Annotated in this window: 19 protein-coding genes; 11 read left to right on the forward strand and 8 right to left on the reverse strand. The window is 64.1% G+C overall.

Translation table 11 applies throughout. The annotated features are described in order from the left end of the window. Positions 1-312 precede the first annotated feature (312 nt). From QM588_RS05640 to QM588_RS05650, 3 genes are read left to right on the forward strand one after another with little or no spacing between them, the layout of a single operon-like run. Complete coding sequence (locus tag QM588_RS05640) at positions 313-1,866, forward strand: circularly permuted type 2 ATP-grasp protein (RefSeq protein WP_230073984.1); 1,554 nt, start codon at positions 313-315, stop codon at positions 1,864-1,866. Further along, positions 1,867-2,841, forward strand: coding sequence for an alpha-E domain-containing protein (locus QM588_RS05645; protein WP_027497520.1), 975 nt, complete (start codon positions 1,867-1,869; stop codon positions 2,839-2,841). It begins immediately after the preceding gene. Positions 2,842-2,849: 8 nt separating this feature from the next. Further along, a complete protein-coding gene (locus QM588_RS05650) occupies positions 2,850-3,680 on the forward strand; it encodes a transglutaminase family protein (RefSeq protein ID WP_283312358.1) in 831 nt (276 codons plus the stop codon). Positions 3,681-3,728: 48 nt separating this feature from the next. Here the strand turns inward: QM588_RS05650 and QM588_RS05655 are convergent, their stop codons facing one another. After that, positions 3,729-4,298 (reverse strand): type II toxin-antitoxin system PemK/MazF family toxin, encoded by a 570-nt coding sequence (locus QM588_RS05655; RefSeq protein ID WP_048318614.1) that lies wholly within the window; start codon positions 4,296-4,298, stop codon positions 3,729-3,731. Between the two features lie 148 nt (positions 4,299-4,446). On the opposite strand from QM588_RS05655, the gene lepA reads away from it, so the two are divergent. Further along, positions 4,447-6,294, forward strand: coding sequence for a translation elongation factor 4 (gene lepA, locus QM588_RS05660; RefSeq protein ID WP_045194648.1), 1,848 nt, complete (start codon positions 4,447-4,449; stop codon positions 6,292-6,294). Positions 6,295-6,402: 108 nt separating this feature from the next. Here lepA and QM588_RS05665 read toward each other — a convergent pair whose 3' ends face one another. Next, a complete protein-coding gene (locus tag QM588_RS05665) occupies positions 6,403-7,722 on the reverse strand; it encodes an HNH endonuclease signature motif containing protein (protein ID WP_283312101.1) in 1,320 nt (439 codons plus the stop codon). Between the two features lie 133 nt (positions 7,723-7,855). On the opposite strand from QM588_RS05665, the gene QM588_RS05670 reads away from it, so the two are divergent. Continuing rightward, positions 7,856-8,863, forward strand: coding sequence for a nitronate monooxygenase (locus QM588_RS05670; protein ID WP_283312103.1), 1,008 nt, complete (start codon positions 7,856-7,858; stop codon positions 8,861-8,863). A gap of 10 nt (positions 8,864-8,873) precedes the next feature. Here QM588_RS05670 and QM588_RS05675 read toward each other — a convergent pair whose 3' ends face one another. Further along, positions 8,874-10,919 (reverse strand): glycoside hydrolase family 15 protein, encoded by a 2,046-nt coding sequence (locus tag QM588_RS05675; protein ID WP_283312104.1) that lies wholly within the window; start codon positions 10,917-10,919, stop codon positions 8,874-8,876. A 94-nt stretch (positions 10,920-11,013) separates the two neighbouring features. Between QM588_RS05675 and QM588_RS05680 the strand changes: the two genes are divergently transcribed. From QM588_RS05680 to QM588_RS05700, 6 genes are all read left to right on the forward strand, one after another. Continuing rightward, positions 11,014-11,244 (forward strand): hypothetical protein, encoded by a 231-nt coding sequence (locus QM588_RS05680; RefSeq protein WP_135042251.1) that lies wholly within the window; start codon positions 11,014-11,016, stop codon positions 11,242-11,244. Positions 11,245-11,393: 149 nt separating this feature from the next. Then, entirely contained in the window at positions 11,394-11,483 is a 90-nt protein-coding gene (locus QM588_RS25740; RefSeq protein WP_310180897.1) for an Ms4533A family Cys-rich leader peptide, read from the forward strand. A 197-nt stretch (positions 11,484-11,680) separates the two neighbouring features. Beyond that, positions 11,681-12,703 carry a sulfate ABC transporter substrate-binding protein gene (locus tag QM588_RS05685; RefSeq protein WP_283312105.1) on the forward strand — a complete coding sequence of 341 codons (1,023 nt, stop codon included), beginning with the start codon at positions 11,681-11,683 and terminating at the stop codon, positions 12,701-12,703. Then, positions 12,704-13,597 carry a sulfate ABC transporter permease subunit CysT gene (gene cysT / locus QM588_RS05690; protein WP_283312106.1) on the forward strand — a complete coding sequence of 298 codons (894 nt, stop codon included), beginning with the start codon at positions 12,704-12,706 and terminating at the stop codon, positions 13,595-13,597. Further along, positions 13,594-14,394, forward strand: coding sequence for a sulfate ABC transporter permease subunit CysW (gene cysW / locus QM588_RS05695; protein WP_283312108.1), 801 nt, complete (start codon positions 13,594-13,596; stop codon positions 14,392-14,394). The genes cysT and cysW overlap by 4 nt, the downstream gene beginning before the upstream one ends. After that, positions 14,394-15,434: a sulfate/molybdate ABC transporter ATP-binding protein gene (locus tag QM588_RS05700; protein ID WP_283312109.1), complete on the forward strand. Its 1,041-nt coding sequence runs from the start codon at positions 14,394-14,396 to the stop codon at positions 15,432-15,434. The genes cysW and QM588_RS05700 overlap by 1 nt, the downstream gene beginning before the upstream one ends. Positions 15,435-15,457: 23 nt before the next feature. On the opposite strand, the gene QM588_RS05705 is transcribed toward QM588_RS05700, so the two are convergent. From QM588_RS05705 to QM588_RS05725, 5 genes are read right to left on the reverse strand one after another with little or no spacing between them, the layout of a single operon-like run. After that, entirely contained in the window at positions 15,458-16,198 is a 741-nt protein-coding gene (locus QM588_RS05705) for a sirohydrochlorin chelatase (RefSeq protein ID WP_283312110.1), read from the reverse strand. Then, the gene (locus QM588_RS05710; RefSeq protein WP_283312112.1) at positions 16,195-17,499 is read right to left on the reverse strand and encodes a sulfate adenylyltransferase subunit 1; all 1,305 of its coding nucleotides are present in this window, start codon (positions 17,497-17,499) and stop codon (positions 16,195-16,197) included. The genes QM588_RS05705 and QM588_RS05710 overlap by 4 nt, the downstream gene beginning before the upstream one ends. After that, positions 17,499-18,443, reverse strand: a complete 945-nt coding sequence (cysD, locus tag QM588_RS05715; protein ID WP_027497507.1) for a sulfate adenylyltransferase subunit CysD — start codon at positions 18,441-18,443, stop codon at positions 17,499-17,501. Before cysD ends, QM588_RS05710 begins: the two co-directional genes overlap by 1 nt. Next, a complete protein-coding gene (locus QM588_RS05720) occupies positions 18,440-19,150 on the reverse strand; it encodes a phosphoadenylyl-sulfate reductase (protein ID WP_283312114.1) in 711 nt (236 codons plus the stop codon). Before QM588_RS05720 ends, cysD begins: the two co-directional genes overlap by 4 nt. Next, the gene (locus QM588_RS05725; RefSeq protein WP_032374560.1) at positions 19,147-20,865 is read right to left on the reverse strand and encodes a nitrite/sulfite reductase; all 1,719 of its coding nucleotides are present in this window, start codon (positions 20,863-20,865) and stop codon (positions 19,147-19,149) included. The genes QM588_RS05720 and QM588_RS05725 overlap by 4 nt, the downstream gene beginning before the upstream one ends. Positions 20,866-21,094: the final 229 nt, after the last annotated feature.

Genomic DNA, 21,094 nt, shown 5'->3' on the forward strand with positions numbered 1-21,094 from the left:
ATCCATGCTGGAATGCCCGAAGTCTGCTGCTGAGCGTTGAGCCCAGCGCCGAAGATCGAGAATACCAGCACCGGACGGCAGAACCCAATCCGGAGTCGGGCTCCACAGCCGTTTCAAGAATTTAACGCTTCTACCGCGCCTAACTCCTGTCTCTGTAGCAACATTGGCAGCATGAGTCCGCGATCGGCAACGCATGCCGCCTCCAAGGCCAAAGCGACCAGAACGAAGTCAGCGGATCGTGTCGAACCCGATGCAGACGGGGTGTTCGGGGGGTACTCCGATGTCGGAAAGTACAGCCTCGCCTTCGACGAGATGTTCGACTCGGACGGACGTACCCGAACGCCGTACAAGGGAATCCACACGGCGCTCGCCCCGGCGAACGCAGTGGACCTGGACGCCAGATCGGATGCGCTCGGACGCGCGTTCGTCGACCAGGGCATCACGTTCTCACTGTCCGGCCAAGAACGCCCGTTCCCGCTCGACCAGGTGCCCCGAGTCATCGCAGCAGGGGAATGGTCGCGTCTCGAACGCGGCATCAAGCAACGCGTCAAGGCTCTGGAGATGTTTCTCGCCGACATCTACGGAGACCAGGAAATCCTGCGAGACGGCGTCGTTCCGAAACGGCTGATCACGTCGTGCGAGCACTTCCACCGTGAGGCCGTCGGCATCACCCCGCCCAACGGCGTACGTATCCACGTCGCCGGAATCGACCTCGTCCGCGACGCGCAGGGCACGTTCCGAGTCCTCGAGGACAACCTGCGTTCACCCTCGGGCGTCTCCTACGTCATGGAGAACCGCCGGACCATGGCCCGGGTGTTCCCGGACCTGTTCGCCAGTCACCGCGTGCGTGCCGTCGGCGACTACGCCTCGCACCTGCTGCGGGCACTGCGCGCATCGGCCGCCCTCAACGAGGCCGACCCGACCGTGGTGGTTCTCACTCCGGGCGTGGCGAACTCGGCGTACTTCGAGCACTCGCTGCTCGCTCGGCTGATGGGCGTCGAGCTCGTCGAAGGTCGAGACCTGTTCTGCCGAGACAACATCGTCTACATGCGCACCACCGAGGGTGAGCGTCAGGTCGACGTCATCTACCGACGAATCGACGACGACTATCTCGACCCCATGCAGTTCCGTCCCGACTCGGTGCTGGGAGTGGCAGGTCTGGTCAACGCCGCCCGCGCAGGCAACGTCGTCATCTCGAGTGCCGTCGGAAACGGCGTCGGCGACGACAAGCTCGTCTACACGTACGTACCGACGATCATCGACTACTACATGGGCGAGAAGCCGCTGTTGGCCAACGTCGACACGTTCCGGTGCTGGCTCGACGACGAGTGCGAGGAAGTCCTCGACCGCATCGACGAACTGGTGATCAAGCCGGTGGAAGGTTCTGGCGGATACGGCATCGTCTTCGGACCCGACGCCTCGCCGAAGGAACTCGCCACCATCAGCAAGAAGGTCCGCGCGGATCCGCGCGGCTGGATCGCCCAGCCCGTCGTACAGCTCTCGACGGTGCCGACGAAGATCGGCGATCGCTTGGTGCCCCGCCACGTCGACCTGCGGCCGTTCGCGGTCAACGACGGCGACGACGTCTGGGTGTTGCCCGGCGGTCTGACCCGGGTGGCGTTGCCGGAGGGGTCCCTGGTGGTGAATTCCAGCCAGGGCGGTGGCAGCAAGGACACCTGGGTGCTCGCCACTCGGACCTCTCAGGAGGAGCAGGAACTTGCCGGCGACGAGATCGTCAGCGTTCCGCCGGAGTCACCGATGGCCGAACAAGGCCCGGAGCTGACGATGGACCAACAAATGAATCAGCAGCAGCAGCAGCAACAGCAGCAGGCAACGAACTCGGACTCGAACGGCGGTGGACAGTAAATGCTCGCGCGCAACGCAGAGTCGCTCTACTGGATCGGGCGGTATGTGGAGAGAGCGGACGACACGGCCCGCATTCTCGATGTCACCGTCCACCAGCTTCTCGAAGACGCCACAGTCGATCCCGACCACACTTCGCGAGTGTTGTTACGAGTGCTCGGTTTCCAGCACGAGCCGGACGTCTCGCTCGACGTGTGGTCGCTTACCGAGGTCGTCGCCTTCAGCCGCGACGGATTGGGTTCGATCGTGGACTCACTGTCGAGTGCGCGCGAGAACGCCCGAGGTGCGCGTGAAGTCACGTCCAGTGAGATGTGGGAGTGCTTGAACACCACGTACAACGGATTGAACGAGCGCATCAGGGCGTCCAAGCGCACCGGCCCGGCCGAGTTCTTCAGCTACATCGAGGAGCGCGCCGCGATGTTCGCCGGTCTCGCGGACTCCACCCTCAGCCACGACGACGGCTACCGCTTTCTCCTGCTCGGTCGCTCGGTCGAGCGCATCGACATGATCGTTCGGTTGTTGCTCTCGCGAGCCGGTGACCGGCCGTCGTCGCCCGCTTGGGTCACTGTGCTTCGCTCGGCCGGTGCCCACGACACCTACCTGCGCACCTACCGCGGCGCGCTCGATGCCCAGCGAGTACTGGAATTCATGTTGTTGGACAGGCTCTTTCCGCGTTCGGTGTTCTACGCACTCAACGAGGCGGAACGATCTCTCGATCAGCTCGACCATCAGCCCAACAGTCGAGTCGGTGCGCGCGCAGAGGCTCAGCGTCTACTCGGTCGCGCTCGCAGCGAACTCGAATTCCTCCGTCCCGGTGAAATTCTCGACGATCTGCAGGAGCGCCTGCTCTCCCTGCAGGAAACCTGCCGTGAGCTCGGTGATGCGATCTCCAAGCAGTATTTCCACGCCGCTCCATGGGTGGCGTGGACGGACGCCGGCTCGGGAACATTCGAAGATCAATTGGAAGGTGAACTGTGAGCTGGCGTATGCGTGTCGTGCACACCACGGGCTATCAGTACGACGCACCGGTGACGTCGTCGTACAACGAAGCTCGACTGACGCCGCGAAGTGACAATCGGCAGAACGTGATTCTCAACCGAGTCGAGACCAACCCGGTGACGCGTTCCTACCGCTACACCGACTACTGGGGGACAGCGGTGACGGCGTTCGACCTGCACGCACCGCACACCGAGCTCGAGGTCACCGGATCGTCGGTGGTCGAGACCGATCCCTTCGTCTACCCGGACGAGAGTGCCTCCTGGGAGGAACTTGCGAGCGACCGGGTGATCGACCGCTTCAACGAGGTCCTCGACAACACCGAGTACGTGCCGAAGAACAGGCAACTCGCGTCGGTCGCGAAGAAGCTGTCGAAGGGTCTGCCGCCGCAGGAATCGGTCGTCGAGATCTCCAACTGGGTCAACCAGGAGATGTCGTACGTTCCCGGTACAACCGGTGTGCACACCTCGGCCGTGGAGGCCTGGTCGGAGAAGAAGGGTGTCTGTCAGGACTACGCCCACCTGACGCTGTTGATGCTGCGCAGCGTCGGCATCCCCAGTCGGTACGTCTCGGGCTACCTGCATCCGAAGAAGCAGGCCGCGATCGGTGCGACGGTCGAGGGCCAGTCTCACGCCTGGATCGAGGCCTGGACCGGTGCGTGGTGGGGTTACGACCCGACCAACGCCATCGCCGTCAACGAGCAGCACGTGTCGGTCGGACTCGGCCGTGATTACGCCGACGTCCCGCCGCTCAAGGGCATCTTCTCCGGCGGCGGTTCGACGGCTCTCGACGTGGTCGTGGAGATCACGCGACTGGCCTAGCGTCGTGCGCGTTTTGCGTACCCAGGGATACGCAAAACGCGCACGAGGTCAGTTCCAGCCGTAGTCCCGACGCAACCGATCTGCCACGGACTCGAACTGAGCTCTACCGAGGATTGCGCCTTCGCGACGAATACCGTCCTCGGGCACGTCGAGAACTCGGTCCAGACGAATCCAGCTCGGTCGCCCCTCGGCGTCCCACGCGCCGGATCCGATCGACTGCCAGTCGCGGTCGCCGTCGCGGCTGCTCTGGCTCGACAGCATCAGGCCGAGCAGATCGTTGCCCTCACGCCCGATGACCAGCACCGGGCGGTCCTTGCCCTGAGTGGCGTCCTCCTCGTAGGTGACCCAGGTCCAGACGATCTCACCCGGATCGGCCTTGCCGTCCAGATCGGGGGAGTACTCGACGGTCCGCGCCCGTTGGGCGGTCGGTCTGGTCTGCGACGCCACCGGACGGCCGGGGCGAGGTGCAGGAGCCGGCGTGCGCGACGCGCTTCCGGAGATCGCGTCCTTGCCCTTCTGCAGCGCACCGGAGTTCTGTAGTTGACGCAGTAGTCTCGGGCCCTCGCGCATTGCGATCTTGCCCAGTTCCTTGCCGAATCTGCTCCAGTTGCCAGCCATGCGGCGAGTGTAGCCATGGCGGCACCCCTGCAAACCGCCCTGACTCACCGGGCGACCAGCCACGACGGACAGCCGGGGACGGCGCACCGTTCCGCTCGTGGGACGATAGGAGAACCCGTTCGCTCATTTCGAACACGCCAGCCGAAGGATACGAGTGCCCAGCTTCGCCGACACGACGTTCACCGATCCGTCCAGGATCAGGAACTTCTGCATCATCGCCCACATCGACCACGGAAAGTCGACGCTGGCAGACCGGATGTTGCAGCTCACCGGCGTCGTCGACGACCGGTCGATGCGTGCGCAGTATCTGGACCGGATGGACATCGAGCGCGAACGCGGCATCACCATCAAGGCGCAGAACGTGCGTCTGCCCTGGGTAGTCGACGGCGAAGAATTCGTTCTGCACCTCATCGACACACCCGGCCACGTCGACTTCACGTACGAGGTTTCCCGCGCGCTCGAAGCGTGCGAGGGTGCGGTCTTGCTCGTCGACGCTGCTCAGGGCATCGAGGCGCAGACGCTGGCGAACCTCTACCTGGCTCTCGACAAAGAGCTCACCATCATCCCGGTGCTCAACAAGATCGACCTTCCCGCTGCCGACCCGGATCGCTACGCCGCCGAGATCGCGCACATCATCGGATGCGAGGCCGACGACGTGCTGCGGGTGTCCGGCAAGACCGGAGTGGGTGTCGAGGAACTGCTCAACGAGGTCGTCAAGCTCGTGCCGGCCCCAGTGGGCAATCCCGACGGCCCGGCCCGCGCAATGATCTTCGACTCGGTCTACGACACCTATCGCGGCGTCGTCACCTACGTTCGAGTGGTCGACGGTGCACTGAATCCCCGTGAGAAGGTCACGATGATGTCGACCGGCTCGACGCACGAGTTGCTCGAAGTCGGCATCGTCTCGCCGGATCCGAAGGCCACGAAGGGCCTCGGCGTCGGCGAAGTGGGATACCTGATCACCGGAGTCAAGGACGTCCGTCAGTCCAAGGTCGGCGATACAGTCACCACGTTCCGCAAGGGTGCGACCGAGCCGCTGACCGGCTATCGCGAGCCACGTCCGATGGTCTACTCGGGCCTCTATCCACTCGACGGCTCCGACTACCCGGATCTGCGCGACGCCCTCGAGAAGCTTCAGCTCAACGACGCGGCCCTGACCTACGAGCCGGAGACTTCCGTGGCTCTCGGATTCGGCTTCCGCTGTGGCTTCCTCGGGTTGCTGCACATGGAGATCACCCGCGAGCGGCTCGAGCGTGAATTCAACCTGGACTTGATCTCGACCTCTCCGAACGTCGTCTACCGCGTCGAGATGGAAGACGGTGCCGAGCACATCGTCACCAACCCGTCGTACTGGCCCGAGGGCAAGGCGCGGGAAGTGTTCGAGCCGATGGTCAAGTGCACCATCATTTCGCCGAGTGAGTTCATCGGTTCCATCATGGAACTCTGCCAGGGACGACGCGGAGAACTGGGTGGCATGGACTACCTGTCGGAGACTCGTGTCGAGCTGCGCTACACGATTCCGATGGCCGAGATCATCTTCGACTTCTTCGACATCCTCAAGTCACGTACTCGTGGATACGCCAGCCTCGACTACGAAGAGATCGGCGAGCAGAGCGGTGCGTTGGTGAAGGTCGACATCCTGCTTCAAGGCGAGGCCGTCGACGCCTTCAGTGCGATCGTCCACAAGGACGCCGCTGCGGCCTACGGCAACAAGATGACGACCAAGCTCAAGGAACTGATTCCGCGGCAGCAGTTCGAAGTGCCGATTCAGGCTGCTATCGGATCTCGCATCATTGCCCGTGAGAACATCCGCGCGATCCGTAAGGACGTGCTTGCCAAGTGCTACGGCGGCGACATCAGCCGTAAGCGCAAGCTGCTCGAGAAGCAGAAGGAAGGCAAGAAGCGGATGAAGACCATCGGACGGGTCGAGGTTCCGCAGGAAGCATTCGTGGCGGCACTGTCCTCGGAGTCCTCGTCGGACAAGCCGAAGAAGTAGGGACGGTCTTCCGCTCTCTGAAATCGTTGTAACGCAACCTTTCCAGCCCCGCACCGTGTTCTCGGTGCGGGGCTGGAGTGTTTGTGTGGGCTGGATGTTTGCGCGGGCCTATGCGATGTGGGGGCCTGCTCGGGCGTGGGATTGTCGGGGTTGTCGGTAGGGGTCGACAGTGGCCGGTGGGATGAACCAGGGGTGTTGGTCGGCGGCGATGAACACTTCCCAGCCGCTGTGGTGGATGAGTCGGTGGTGGAATCCGCAGAGGAGGACGAGGTTGTTCATGTCGGTGGGGCCACCATCGGCCCAGTGCCAGATGTGGTGTCCTTCGGTCCAGGCGGCGGGTTTTCCGCAGCCCGGGAAGGCGCAGCCGTGATCCCGGGCGGTCAGTGCGCGTTTCTGTTTCGCGGTGACGGTCCGGGCGGTGCGGGCGAGGTTCAACGGGTTCCCGTTCTCGTCCATGACGATGGCGGTGAGAAGGCAATCGCAGGCCAGTTGGCGGGAAGTGTTGCGCGAGAGCGGTCCCATCCAGGGCAGCCACCCGACCGACGTGCCGTCGCCGAACAGGTCGCGATACGCGCTGCGGTCGGCGGCGACTGGATCGGTGTCGGGTTCTGCTGCGGCGCGGGTGGTTTCGTCGTCGGTGATGTCGCTGTTGTTCTGGCTTTGGAGGTCCTGTAGTCGGATGTGCAGGTTGACGTGCGGCTTTTCGCCGCCTTCGGTGGGGCGGTTATTGGAGGCGAGGTAGCGGTCGAGGATGTGCCCGAATGCGTCGGCTCGTCTCTTTGCGGGGCTGCGGTCGTCTCCGACTTTTGGTGTCTCGGTGCCGTCGGCGGCGGGTCGGGGTTCGGTCAGCGGGGAGAGTGCGGTGAGCAGCTTCTCACCGGTGATCGCATCGAAATCGCCTTTCAACACCAGCCGCCCGTTCAAGGTCTTCGAGGCGAAGAGTTCGTTGCGGTCGGTGTCCTCGGCGGGTGGCTTCTTGCCGCCGAAGGTGTCTACGAGGCGGGTGATCGCTGCACGGATGCGGCCGGTGCGGGCTTCGGGCCCGGTGGCGGCGGCGATCAGAGCCTTACGTGCGACATCGCGCCCCTCTTGCGGCAGGTTCTTCGGGGGTGTTTCGGCGAAGGTGAGGATCAGGGCGGCGTGGTCGACGGTCATGACGGCGGTGTTCACGGCGTCGGCGATGTCGGGGAAGTTCTTCATGCCGCGGGCGAGGGCGACGATCTTGTTTGCTTTGGACGGTGAGAGCAGGGTGGTGGAGGTGAGCCAGCCGGCGGGTCCGGGGAAGCCGAGTTTCTCGCGTGAGACTCGGGTGTCGATGTCGGCGACGAGGGCAATCCGCCGGGCTTCGAGCAGTTGGATTCGGTGGGAGACCGCGGCGGCGTCGGCGAGGAGTTCGCTTTCGCTCAGTTGCCAGATCTCCGTGGTCATGGAAGCAAGTGTATCGAACAGGCGTTCGACGCGCAATGATGGTGCAATCGAAAACTATTGCTGTGCATAAGGATTGGGGATTCGAAGCCTGTCGGTGGTCCGTGATAACGCTCGGAGAGTACATTTCGAATCTGTGACGACGCCGATCTTGAAGAAATTGCGTGTTCCCGTTGTCGGTGCGCCCATGGCGGGCGGTCCGAGTACTCCCGAGCTCGCCCGGGCTGTCTCCGAGGCCGGCGGACTCGGAATGATCGCCGGCGCGCTGTTGACGCCGGATGTCCTTGCTGCGCAGGTGGATTCGATGCGTGGCCTGGTGTTCGGCGTCAATCTTTTCCTACCCGAAGAGCCGTCGGGCGCGGACGTCGACGCATACGCCGAGCACCTGGCACCGTGGTTCGAGCGATTCGACGCCGAACCCGGCGTGCTGAAACGCCGCGACGATTACTACCCGGAAAAATTCGCCTGGCTACTTGCCCATCCGGTGCCGGTGGTGTCGAGTACCTTCGCCACCTTCGATGCCGACGAGGTTGCCGTGCTGCATTCCGTGGGTACCGAAGTGTGGGCGACGGTGGCAACCGCCTCCGACGCGTCGATCGCCACCGCGAACGGTGTGGACGCGCTGGTGGTCCAGGGGCCCGAGGCGGGCGGGCACCGAGGCACGTTCGACGGGTCGGCTCCGGAACAGCCGTTGACGGAGTTGCTGGTCTCTGTGCGTGAGATCTCGGATCTGCCCAGAATCGCGGCCGGCGGGCTCATGGACGGCAACGATATTGCGCCGCTGCTGGATTCGGGTGCTGCCCATGCAGCACAGCTGGGTACCGCGTTTCTGAACACTCCCGAGGCGGGAACCAGGCCCGTGCACCGCGAGCAGCTGGGTAGTGCGTCGGGTACCGCCGTGACGAAGGCGTTTTCGGGCCGTCCTGCGCGAGGCTTGGTGAACGAGTTCATGCGCGAGAACTCCGAAGCTGCTCCGCTCGCGTATCCCGATCTGCATTACCTGACCGCGCCGATGCGCGCGAAGGCCGCAGCAGCGGGCGACCCGTCGGGACTGTCGATGTGGGCCGGGACCGGGTATCGCCGCGCTCAGGCGAAACCGGCGGCCGAGCTGGTCGCCGAATGGGCGAGGCAACTCGGCCGCTGAACCAGACAGCTCAGGGGTTGGCGTGGGCAGGCTGGAAGTGTCCGGACGCCTGAGCCTCCTCGGCTCGGATGACGTGCACCACCGCGTTGATCAATGCCAAGTGCGTGAATGCTTGCGGGAAGTTTCCGAGGTGACGGCCGGTGCGATGGTCGATTTCCTCGGCATAGAGCTTGAGTGGGCTCGCGTAGCCGAGTAGCCGTTCGCAGAGATGCTTCGCACGGGGCAGCTCGCCGATTTCCACCAGGGCAGATACCAGCCAGAACGAGCAGATCGTGAACGTTCCTTCCTCACCGGCCAAGCCGTCGTCGGTGGTGTCGGTTCGGTAGCGCAGAACCAAGCCGTCCTCGGTCAACTCGTCGGCGATGGCGAGTACCGTGGCGCGGATCCGCTCGTCGTCGGCCGGCAGGAATCGCAGCAGCGGTGCCAGTAGCAACGACGCGTCCAGCGACGGGTCGCCGTAGCGTTGCGTGAGTACTCCGCGCGAGTCGGTGCCGTTCTCGAGAATGTCGGCCTTGATCTCGTCCGCGATCTCGTTCCACTGGTCCGAGTAGTCCTTCTCGCCGTGGATATCGGCGAGCTTCGCACCGCGATCGAGCGCAACCCAACACATCAGCTTCGAGGACGTGAAGTGCTGGGGCTCACCGCGTACCTCCCAGATTCCGCGGTCGGGTTTGCGCCAGTTCGCGATCGCTTCCTCGACCTGCCTTTTGAGCAGAGGCCACAGGAATTCCGGGACGTGCTCGCGCGACTTGACGTGTAGGTACACCGAGTCGAGCATGGTGCCCCAGATGTCGTGCTGCTCTTGGTCGTAGGCCCCGTTGCCGATACGTACCGGCCGCGCGCCGTCGTATCCGGACAGGTGCGGAAGCTCGCTCTCGTCGAGGGTCTTCTCGCCGCCGATGCCGTACATCACCTGCAGCGGATTGACCTCGCCGTTCGCCGTCGTCGCCACGTCGGACATGAACGCGAAGAAGTCGTTGGCTTCACGGTCCAGTCCGAGCGTGTAGAGGCCCCACAGTGCGAACGTCGAATCGCGGACCCAGGTGTAGCGGTAGTCCCAGTTGCGTTCTCCGCCCGGCGTTTCCGGGAGTGACGTGGTCGACGCCGCCAGCAGGGCACCGGTGGGCGCGTAGGTCAGGCCCTTGAGTGTCAGCGCACTGCGCTGCAGGTAACCCCGCCACGGGTGATCGGGGAACCGGCCGATGGTGATCCACTGCCGCCAGCACTCGGAGGTGCGCCACATCTTGCTGGCCGCTTCCTCGAACGTCTGCGGTGCGGGGAGATCGGACCACGACAGCGCGACGAAAATGTTGTCGCCCTCCGTCATTCGGGTTCGCGCGCGTGCTTCACGGCCCTCGATACCGATTCGAAGATTGGTGGTCAATTTCAGAGTGGGCTGGTCACCGTCGGCACTCGCCTCGCAGGTTGCGGTGGTCTCCTCGTACACCTTGCCGGTGTACTCCCATGTCGCGGGTGCCCGATGGTAATCGAAGGCGGGCTCGCAGCTCATCTCCAATTCGACTGTGCCGCTGACACATTTGATGGTGCGAAGCAGGATGTGCTCGGCGTCCCAGTCGCTCGGTGCGCGCTTGTGTGTTCGAGAACGCTGATCGGTGTTGTGCCAGGGGCCCATCACCAACGCGTCACGCACGATGAGCCACCCGGTCTCGGTCTGCCAGGTCGTCTCCACGATGAGGCCGCCGGGCAGGTATCGACGAGCGGCGGGTACCGACTGACCGTACGGCCCGACGCGGAAGTGGCCCGCGCTTCGATCGAGGACGGCACCGAAAATACTGGGGGAGTCGGGCCGCGGTACGCACATCCATTCGACGGAGCCGTTTCGGGCGATGAGGCACGTCGTCTCGCAGTCCGAGAGAAACGCGTAGTCGTCGATGGGCGGAAACGCGCTGCGGTAGGAGACCAACGTGGACACCGGCGCATCGGTGCTGCCCAACGCACCTTGGACTTCTGTTCCGCCCAGGCCTGGATGTCCCGAGCCCATGGCCGGCTCCTCGGCGACCGGGGGCACGGGCGAGACCTCATCGAATGCCGTCATGGCGTAATCATCGACCGATACGTGGCAGCCGTCCACTGAGGGGCTGTACTCGGCGTGGCGCGGCTCGGGTAGGGACCTGGTTTAGGCTGCGAGGATGGAATCGTTCGCGCGGTGGTGGGACGGCGTCGAGCTGTGGGTGACGGGCCTGCCGTTCGTTCCGCAGTCGGTGGTCGTTCTCGCGGTGCTCGTTCCTGTTGCGTTCGTCTCGGCTCGGGTGTTCGACCGCGTGTTGGCAGTGATCCTGCGCGTATTGGGCCGTGACGCCAGCGCAGCACGCGAGGCCGAGTTCTCGGCCTCGACGTCTACGACGAAGGATGGACTGTAATGCCGCGGTCTCGGGTGACATGGGCTCTGATCGCACTGCTGGCGTTGGTCGTCATCGCGTGGTTGATCACTCGCTGATACTTACGCGTCGTGCACGTGCGCGACTCCTCTGATTAGAGTCGGTTCGGAACCTCTGCTAGATTCCTGACCGTGTCTTCTGCCGCCGAGTACCGCGTCCGCCACCAGTTGGCGTTGATTGCTGTCGGCATGTTGGCAGTCGCCGATATCGACTGTTGTTGATTCTTTCCTTCGCGAATCGATTTCGTCGATCCACTGTCGCCGCGTAGTGCAGTGCGTCCGCACGACGGACCGTAGTCCGTGCCCCCAGTTCGCTGCTGCTCCGGCCGGGTCCTGACTGCTGCGGTCGTTCAGCGCGAAAATTCTTGCGTGTCTTGTGTTCCTTCCTCATCGTCACACCATCATGAAAGGCCTTCGCAATGAGGCATCGTTCTCGTTATCTGCTCACCACGTTCGCAGCTGTGGGAACTCTTCTGCTCACCGCCTGCGGCGGCGGTTCGAGCGACGTTGTCGGGGGCGGGTCGGACACCGCGAGTGGTCCGGCGCTGACACTCGTCGGCTACGCAGTGCCGAAGAACGGCTGGGACGCAATCGGTCCGGCGTTCGCGGCCACCGAGGATGGAGAGGGCACGGCGATCAACGCCGACTACGGCGCATCGGGAAATCAGTCTCGCAAGGTCGCCGACGGCGCGCCTGCGGACATCGTCAACTTCTCCGTCGAGCCGGATGTCACTCGACTTGTCAAGGCGGGCAAGGTCGACGAGAACTGGAACCAGAATGCGTACGGCGGGGTGCCGTTCGGCTCGGTGGTGACCATCGTCGTCCGTGAGGGCAATCCGAAGAACATCCAGACGTGGGACGACCTCGTCAAGCCGGACGTTCAGGTCATCAGCCCGAGCCCCCTCAGCTCCGGATCGGCGAAGTGGAACCTGCTTGCGCCGTACGCCGCCAAGAGCAACGGCGGCCAGGACAAGCAGGCCGGTCTCGACTTCGTCCGTACGCTCGTCGGTGATCACTTCCCTGTCCAGCCCGAATCAGGCCGCGCCGCAACCGAAGCGTTCCTGCAGGGTCAGGGCGACGCGCTGCTGAGCTACGAGAACGAGGCGCTTCTCATCGAGGAGCAGGGGCAAAAGGTGGAGCACGTGGACGTGCCCGTCACCTTCCGCATCGACAACCCTGTGGCAGTGATCAACAGCAGTGCGAACCTCGAGCGTGCCAATGCCCTGAACGACTTCGTCTACTCCGACGAGGGCCAGAAGATCTGGGCCGAGGCAGGCTTCCGGCCGACCAACCCGGAGATCGCCGCCGAGTACGCGGACAAGTTCTTCACGCCCGAAAAGCTTTACACCATCGACGATCTCGGAGGCTGGACTCAGGTCGACGCCGACCTGTTCGGCGACAACGGCGCAATTGCGACGATCTATCAGGAAAGTACTCGGTAGATGACATCGTCGACCGGTGAACCCGCGGCCCCGGGTTCGATCGTCCCGCACAGTGCGACACCTCGGTTTCGTGCTGGGCGGGAAGGTCGCAAGTTCCGGGGCCCCGGTTCGGTGGGTCCGCTGGGTCTCGGTGTCGCCGTTCTGTGGCTCAGTGTCATCGTGCTGCTGCCGTTGGCGGCGTTGACCGTTCAGTCGTTCGACGGCGGCCTCGGTGGTTTCTGGGATGCGGTCACCGAGACACGTGCCATCGCCACGTTCAAGGTGACTCTGCTGGTGTCCGTGGCCGCCGCCGTGATCAACCTGTTTCTCGGCACTCTGATCGCGTGGGTTCTGGTGCGCGACGAGTTTCCCGGCAAGCGTTTCGTCAATGCCCTGATCGACCTGCCGTTCGCGCTGCCGACCATCGTGGCGAGCTTGGTGTTGCTGTCGCTGTACGGACCGTCGAGTCCGATCGGCATCGTCTTCAACGCCACCAAGCCTGCGGTCGTCGTGGCTCTGCTGTTCGTCACGCTCCCGTTCGTGGTGCGTGCGGTGCAGCCGGTGCTGATAGAACTCGACAAGGATGTCGAAGAGGCGGCCGCATCGCTGGGTGCGAACAACTGGACCATCTTTCGGCGCATCGTGTTGCCGGTGCTGCTTCCAGCTGTGCTCTCGGGTGGCGGGCTCGCGTTCGCCCGTGCCATCGGCGAATTCGGGTCCGTGGTGTTGATCGGCGGCAACATCCCCAACGACACGCAGGTCGCTTCGCAGTACATCCGTGAACTCATCGAGTACGACCGGCCGATCGACGCAGCCGCAATCTCCGTGGTGCTGTTGGCAATCGCCTTCGCTGTGCTGTTCGTGCTCCGCATCATCGGCAACAGGTTGGCCAGACGGGAAGAGCAGATCTCGTGAAAATCGGTCTCCCGGTCAAACTGTCCCTGCGTGCCGTCGCACTGATCTATCTCGCTGTGCTCGTGCTGTTCCCACTCGGTGCCATCCTGTTTCGTACCTTCGAGGACGGGGTGGTGGCGTTCTGGGAGCAGATCACCACTCCCGCCGCGCAATCCGCACTCCAATTGTCGCTGTTGATCGTGGCGATCGTCGTTCCCATCAACGTCGTGTTCGGAATCGTCACGGCGTTGGCATTGGTACGCGGACGATTCCGCGGCAAGGGGATACTCGAAGCGATCGTGGACCTGCCGTTCGCGGTGTCGCCGATCATCACCGGCGTCGCGCTCATCCTGCTGTGGGGTGCCAACGGATGGTTCGGTGGCATCGAAAGCCTCGGTTTCAAGATCATCTTCGCGTTACCCGGCATGGTCATCGCGACGATATTCGTCACCTTGCCGTTCGTCGTTCGCGAAGTGGAACCGGTCCTGTACGAAATCGGTGAAGAGCAGGAGGAGGCTGCCTCGACCCTGGGTGCGAGTACCTGGCAGACGTTCTGGCGAATCACGTTGCCTGCCATCCGTTGGGGACTGACCTACGGCGTGGTGCTCACCGTCGCACGTTCGCTCGGAGAATTCGGCGCGGTCATCATGGTCTCCACCAACCTGCCCGGCATTTCCCAGACGCTCACACTGCTGGTCAATTCACGGTACGAGGACTTCAATCAGCAGGGCGCATATGCGGCGTCCACATTGCTCATGGCGATCGCCGTCATCGTGCTGCTGCTGATGACGGTTCTCGACAAGAAGAGGACGAAGTAATGACCGAGACATCTTCCGAGATCGAGATCTCCGTGGTCGGCGCGAACAAACGCTACGGCGATTTCGCAGCCCTCGACGACGTCAGCATCGACATCCCGAAGGGCTCGTTGACGGCGCTGCTCGGACCCAGTGGCTCGGGCAAGTCCACGCTGCTTCGATCCATCGCAGGCCTCGAGCAGCTCGATACGGGCCGAGTGGTGCTGGCCGGCCAGGACGTCACCTGGGTGAGCCCGCAGCGTCGCGAGATCGGGTTCGTGTTTCAGCACTACGCCGCGTTCAAACACTTGACGGTGCGCGACAACGTCGCGTTCGGCTTGCAGATCCGCAAGCGTCCCAAGGCCGAAATCGCCAAGAAGGTCGACGAACTGCTCGAGATCGTCGGTCTGGCCGGTTTCCAGGGCCGCTACCCGGCGCAGCTGTCCGGAGGGCAGCGCCAACGTATGGCGCTGGCACGTGCACTCGCCGTCGACCCGCAGGTTCTCCTCCTCGACGAGCCCTTCGGGGCCCTCGATGCCAAGGTGCGCGCAGATCTACGGACGTGGCTGCGCCGATTGCACGACGAGGTACACGTCACCACCGTGTTGGTGACCCACGACCAGGAAGAAGCGCTCGACGTCGCCGATCGAATCGCGGTGCTGAACAAGGGCAGAATCGAACAGGTCGGCACCCCGGAGGATCTCTACGATCGCCCTGCCAACAACTTCGTGATGTCGTTCCTCGGTCAGGTGGCCAAGCTGAACGGACTTCTGGTGCGCCCGCACGACATTCGTGTCGGACGCGATCCGTCGTTGGCGCAGGCGCAGGCGAGTGGAACGGCAGAATCTGCCGGGGTGACGCGGGCCGTCGTCGAACGGGTCGTACGCCTCGGCTTCGAGGTGAAGGTCGAGCTGAAGAACGCGGCCACCGGCGAGTTGTTTGCGGCGCAGATCACGCGCGGCGACAGCGAGGCGCTGGGGTTGCACGAGGGCGAAACCGTGTACGTCCGTGCCACCCGGGTTCCGACGATCACGGATACGACCGAATCAGCTCCGGTGCACTGAGCGGACGAGCAGCACTGTTCGTGCTACGCGATCGAGCGAAAGTGTGCGAGAGCTGCGTCGTAGCGCTGGGAGGCGAGCTCGGCGACTGCCGGATGAGGGCCCAGGACGTCGGCGTACGTCACGTTCGGGACGTCGTCCAGCACCTGTGAGATGCGGTCGGTGAGCCTCCCGGGTGCCAGGAACCAGGGAGCCACCACGATCCGGGTGGCTCCCAGCGCGTGCAACTGCGCGACCGCGTCCAGTGGAGACGGATCGACGGACGTGGCGAAACAGGTGACAACTCCCGCCCAGCCGGTGCCGGACAGCAGTTCGTTCGCCACTCCGCGGCTACGGTCGTTCGCCGAGGAATCGCTCGATCCGACGGCAGCCAAGGCGACGCCGACGGTCGAATCGCCGAGCACCGCGCCGGCGTCGAGAACACGATCGCGAACGGCGTCGACGAGAAGTCGGTCGTCGCCCAGCACCTCGGACTGACCGATCGATACGTGCGGATGCCGCACCCGCGCTGCATCCAACAATGCCGGCAGGTCCACCCGGGCGTGGAAAGCACTGCCCAACAGCAGCGGCACCGCGACGATGCGAACATGCCCGGCATCGGCCAGCTCGTCGAGGACCTGCTCGACACCAGGCTCACTGAGATCGAGAAACGCGACGCGGACATCGAGATCCGGGCGCCGTCGACGCAGGACGTCGACGGCGCGGCGGATCGTCTCGCTCGAGCGGGGATCGCGGCTGCCGTGCGCTACCGCGAGCAGAGCCGTCACGCTGGAACTGCCGACCCCAGCTCGACAGCAGCCAGTGCGTTACCCACCAGGCCTGCCGCCAGTGTGTTGCCACCGGCCGGATCGATCAGCAAGAAGCTACCGGTGTGCCTGTTGACGGCGTAGTCGTCGGCCACGATCGGCTCGGCAACGCGAACCGAGATGCGTCCGATCTCGTTGAGCTCCAACGACTCCGGACCTTCGTGTGCAGTGAGGTCCTGCTCGTCGAACCGTTCGATCAGTGTCCCGACGATGGCCTGGGTGGTGCGAGTGCCGTGCTTGAGCAGCAGGCGCGCGCCCGGGCGAAGTGGCTTCTCGGCGAGCCAGCACACAGTGGCCTCGAAGTCGCCGATCGGCTCCGGTGCATCCTGCGGTGAAGCGATGGTGTCGCCGCGGGACACGTCGACGTCGTCGGCGAGGACGAGGGTGACGCTACGGCCCGCATGCGCCGTACGCAGCTCGCCGTCCGCGGTGTCGATGCGCTCGACGGTTGTCCTGGTACCCGAGGGCAGGATGACGACCTCGTCGCCGACGTCGACGGAGCCTGCTGCGACCTGGCCGGCGTATCCGCGGTAGTCCGGGAATTCCGCTGTGCGCGGCCGGATCACGTACTGCACGGGGAAGCGCAGACCTACCCGGTGCGGTTCGGCGTCCACCGGGACCGACTCGAGGTGCTCGATGAGGGTGGGACCGTCGTAGTACGGGGTCTTGTCGGATTTCACTGCCACGTTGTCGCCGTGCAACGCCGAGACGGGGATTTCGATGACGTCTTCGCTGGACCAGCCGAGCGAGGAGGTCAGCGAATTGAATTCGGCCGAGATGTCGGCGAATACCGTCGCGGGGTCTTCGACCAGGTCGATCTTGTTGACGGCGAGCACCAGGCGTGGAACACCGAGAAGTGCGAGAACCGCCGCGTGCCTGCGGGTCTGGGTGATCACACCTTTACGGGCGTCGACGAGCAGGATGACCAGTTGAGCAGTCGACGCACCGGAGACGGTATTGCGGGTGTACTGAACGTGTCCGGGAGTATCGGCGAGAACGAACGAGCGGTGCGGCGTCGCGAAGTAGCGGTAGGCGACATCGATCGTGATGCCCTGTTCGCGTTCCGCGCGTAGGCCGTCGACGAGGAGTGACAGGTCCGGAGTAGCCAGACCCTTGTCCACGGACGCGCGCGTGACGGCATCGATCTGGTCTGCGAGAACGGATTTGGTGTCGTACAACAGGCGTCCGACCAGAGTGGACTTGCCGTCATCGACGCTGCCCGCGGTGGCGAGGCGAAGAAGCTGCGTTCCTGTGCTGCTCATCAGAAGTATCCTTCTCGTTTGCGATCTTCCATGGCAGCCTCGGAGACGCGGTCGTCGCCGCGGGTGGCTCCGCGTTCGGTCAGTCGTGACGCCGCTACCTCGGCGAGGATTGCCTGATTGTCGGCAGCCTCGGACAGGACGGCACCGGTGGTGGATCCGTCGCCGACGGTGCGGTAGCGCACCGACAATGTCTGCAGCTCTTCGCCTTCGGCCGGTCCGCCCCAGACGCCCGGCGTCATCCACATGCCGTCGCGCTGGTACACCGGGCGCTGGTGGGCGTAGTAGATGCTGGCCAACTCCACGTCGTCGCGGGCGATGTAGCGCCAGATGTCGAGTTCGGTGAAGTTGCTGAGCGGGAACACGCGCACCTGCTCGCCGGGGGAGTGCTTGCCGTTGTACAGGTTCCACAGTTCCGGACGCTGCTTCTTCGGCTCCCACTGCCCGAATGCGTTGCGCAGCGAGAAGATTCGCTCTTTGGCGCGGGCGCGCTCCTCGTCGCGTCGGGCACCGCCGAACACGGCGTCGAACCGGTTCTCGGAGATCGCGTCGAGGAGGGGGACGGTCTGGAGCGGGTTGCGGATGCCGTCGGGGCGCTCGGTGAGACGTCCGTCGGCGAGGTACTCCTCGACGCTGGCCACGTGCAGGCGCAAGTTGTACTTCGCGACGACGTGGTCGCGGAAGTCCAGCACCTCCTGCAGGTTGTGACCGGTGTCGACGTGCAGCAGTGCGAACGGCAGGGGAGCGGGCCAGAAGGCCTTGATCGCCAGATGCAGCAGAACCGTCGAGTCCTTGCCACCCGAGAACAGAATGACGGGGCGCTCGAATTCGCCGGCCACCTCTCGGAAGATGTGGATGGCTTCGGATTCGAGTGCGTCGAGGGTGTCGAACCGATCTGCATCGAGATGGGTTCGTCCGACGGTGGCCGTCGTGAGGTCGAGTGTCATGAGGCGTGCAACCCGCATTCGGTCTTGGCCTTGCCGGCCCATCGACCGCTACGTGGGTCGGCGCCGGGGGCTGGTTTGACGGTGCACGGTGCGCACCCGATGGACGGATATCCCTCGTCGACGAGGGGATTGACCAGAATCGAATGTTCGTCGATGTAGGCCTGCATCTGCTCGTCCGACCACGGTGCGATCGGGTTGATCTTCACCAGGCCGAAGGCGTCGTCGAACGAGATGAGCGGGGCGTTGGCCCGGGTGGGGGCCTCGACCCGACGGATGCCGGTGACCCATGCGCTGTAGTTCGCCAGCTCCTTCTTCAAGGGTGCGACCTTGCGCATCGCACAGCAGCGATTGGGCTCGCGGGCGAACAGGTCCTTGCCGTCGATCGCATCCTGTTCTGCGACAGTCTTCTCGGCGCGGGCGTTGACGACGTGAACGCCGTAGACGGCCTCGACGGCGTCGCGCGTTCCGATTGTCTCGGCGAAGTGGTAGCCGGTGTCGAGGAACAACACGTCCACTCCGGGATGAACCTGTGCAGCGAGGTGAACGAGAACCCCGTCCTGCATGTTGGAGGCGACGATGAAGTCGCTACCGAAGGTGTCCTCGGTCCATTGCAACAACTCGAGCGGGCTTGCGCCGTCGAGCTCACTGGCACCGCGCTCGGCGATGTCCTTCAGTTGGTCGACCGTCAAATTCAGTCTGGTACTCATCGCAAATCCGCCTCGTCTGCTCGCACGGCCCATTGAGCGAACCGTTCGCCGTCTTCGCGGTGCTTGTCGAAATTGCGCACCACTCTGTCGATGTAATCTCCCAGCTCGGAGCTGTTGACCTTGTGCTGACGTAATTTTCGGCCGAACGCACTGTCCAGGCCGAGGCTGCCTCCGAGGTGAACCTGGAAACCCTCGATCTGATTCCCGTCCCCGTCGTCGACCAACTGTCCCTTGAACCCGATGTCTGCGATCTGCGACCGCGCGCACGAGTTGGGGCAACCGTTGATGTTGATGGTGATCGGCACATCGAGTCGGCTGTTGATATCGGACAGTCGCTCTTCGAGCTCGGGAACCAGAACCTGTGAGCGCTTGCGGGTTTCGGCGAACGAGAGCTTGCAGAACTCGATGCCACTGCACGCCATCAGATTCTTGCGCCAGTGCGAGGGCCGGGCAGGCAGGCCCAACGCGTCGAGATCGGAGATCAGCTGCTCGAGCGTCTCGTCCGGAACATCCAGCACGATCAGCTTCTGATACGGCGTGAATCGGACGCGATCCGACCCGGCCTTTTCGGCGGCGTCGGCGACGGCCGCGAGGATGGTGCCGGACACGCGACCCGCGATGGGCGCGACACCGACGGCGTTGAGCCCGTTCTTGAGCTTCTGGATCCCGACATGATCGCGGGGCCGAGCGGGCTTCTCGGGAGCCGGGCCGTCGATGAGCTTGCGGTGCAGGTACTCGTCCTCGAGGACCTGTCGGAACTTCTCGATGCCCCAGTCCTTGATGAGGAACTTCAGGCGCGCCTTGGTGCGAAGCCGGCGGTAGCCGTAGTCACGGAAGATCGAGACGACGCCTTCCCAGACGTCGGGAACGTCCGCCAGCGGAACCCAGACGCCGACTCGCTGCGCGAGCATGGGGTTGGTGGACAGGCCGCCGCCGACCCACAGGTCGAGTCCTGGCCCGTGCTCGGGGTGGTTCACGCCGATGAAGGCGACGTCGTTGATCTCGTGCACCACGTCCTGCAGACCCGAGATCGCGGTCTTGAACTTGCGCGGCAGATTCGAGTACTCGGGCTTGCCGATGTAGCGCTCGACGATCTCGTCGATGGCCGACGTCGGGTCCAGAATCTCGTCGACCGCTTCGCCCGCGAGTGGGGAACCGAGCACCACACGCGGGCAGTCTCCGCATGCCTCGGTCGTCTTCAGGCCGACTGCTTCGATTCGACGCCAGATCTCGGGGACGTTCTCGACCTCGATCCAGTGAAACTGGACGTTCTCGCGATCGGAGAGGTCTGCGGTGTCGCGGCCGAACTCCTTCGAGATCTGAGCCAGGGTGCGCAGCTGCTCCAGATTCAATGCACCGGCATCGCACCGGATGCGCATCATGAAGTACTTGGCCTCGAGCAGGTCGATGTTGTCGTCACCGGTGAAGGTGCCGTCGTAGCCCTGTTCACGCTGGGTGTAGAGACCCCACCAGCGGAACCGGCCGCGCAGATCGCCCTTGTCGATGCTGTCGAAACCCTGCTTCGAATAGATGTTCTCGATGCGGGCGCGCACGTTGAGCGGGTTGTCGTCCTTCTTGGACTGCTCGTTGGCGTTGAGTGGCTCTCGGTAGCCCAGAGCCCACTGGCCTTCGGCGCGACGCTTGGTCGGCCGCGGCGCTCGCTCTCGCGGTGTGGCGGAGGCAGCGTCGGTGGTCGCGTCGCTGGTCGACGACATGCAATGCTCCTGCATCTTGGGGTGCGGGCCGGTCCTGATCGTTGCGCAGAAGTGCGCTCACGAGATGGTGCGGAACCGGTGGATCGAATGGACGTGCTCGAAGGAGGCTGGGTCAGCAGCCGGTCGTGTGTCGACACGACGCGCTGCAGACACGGCCGAGATCGACATGGCGGCGCGCCACGAGTCGAATTCCTGAGTCGGTCACGGGTGTCATTGTGCCACGTCATCG

This window comes from Rhodococcus sp. IEGM 1354 (genome assembly GCF_030056855.1).
In the GTDB taxonomy this organism is placed as follows: Bacteria; Actinomycetota; Actinomycetes; order Mycobacteriales; family Mycobacteriaceae; genus Rhodococcoides.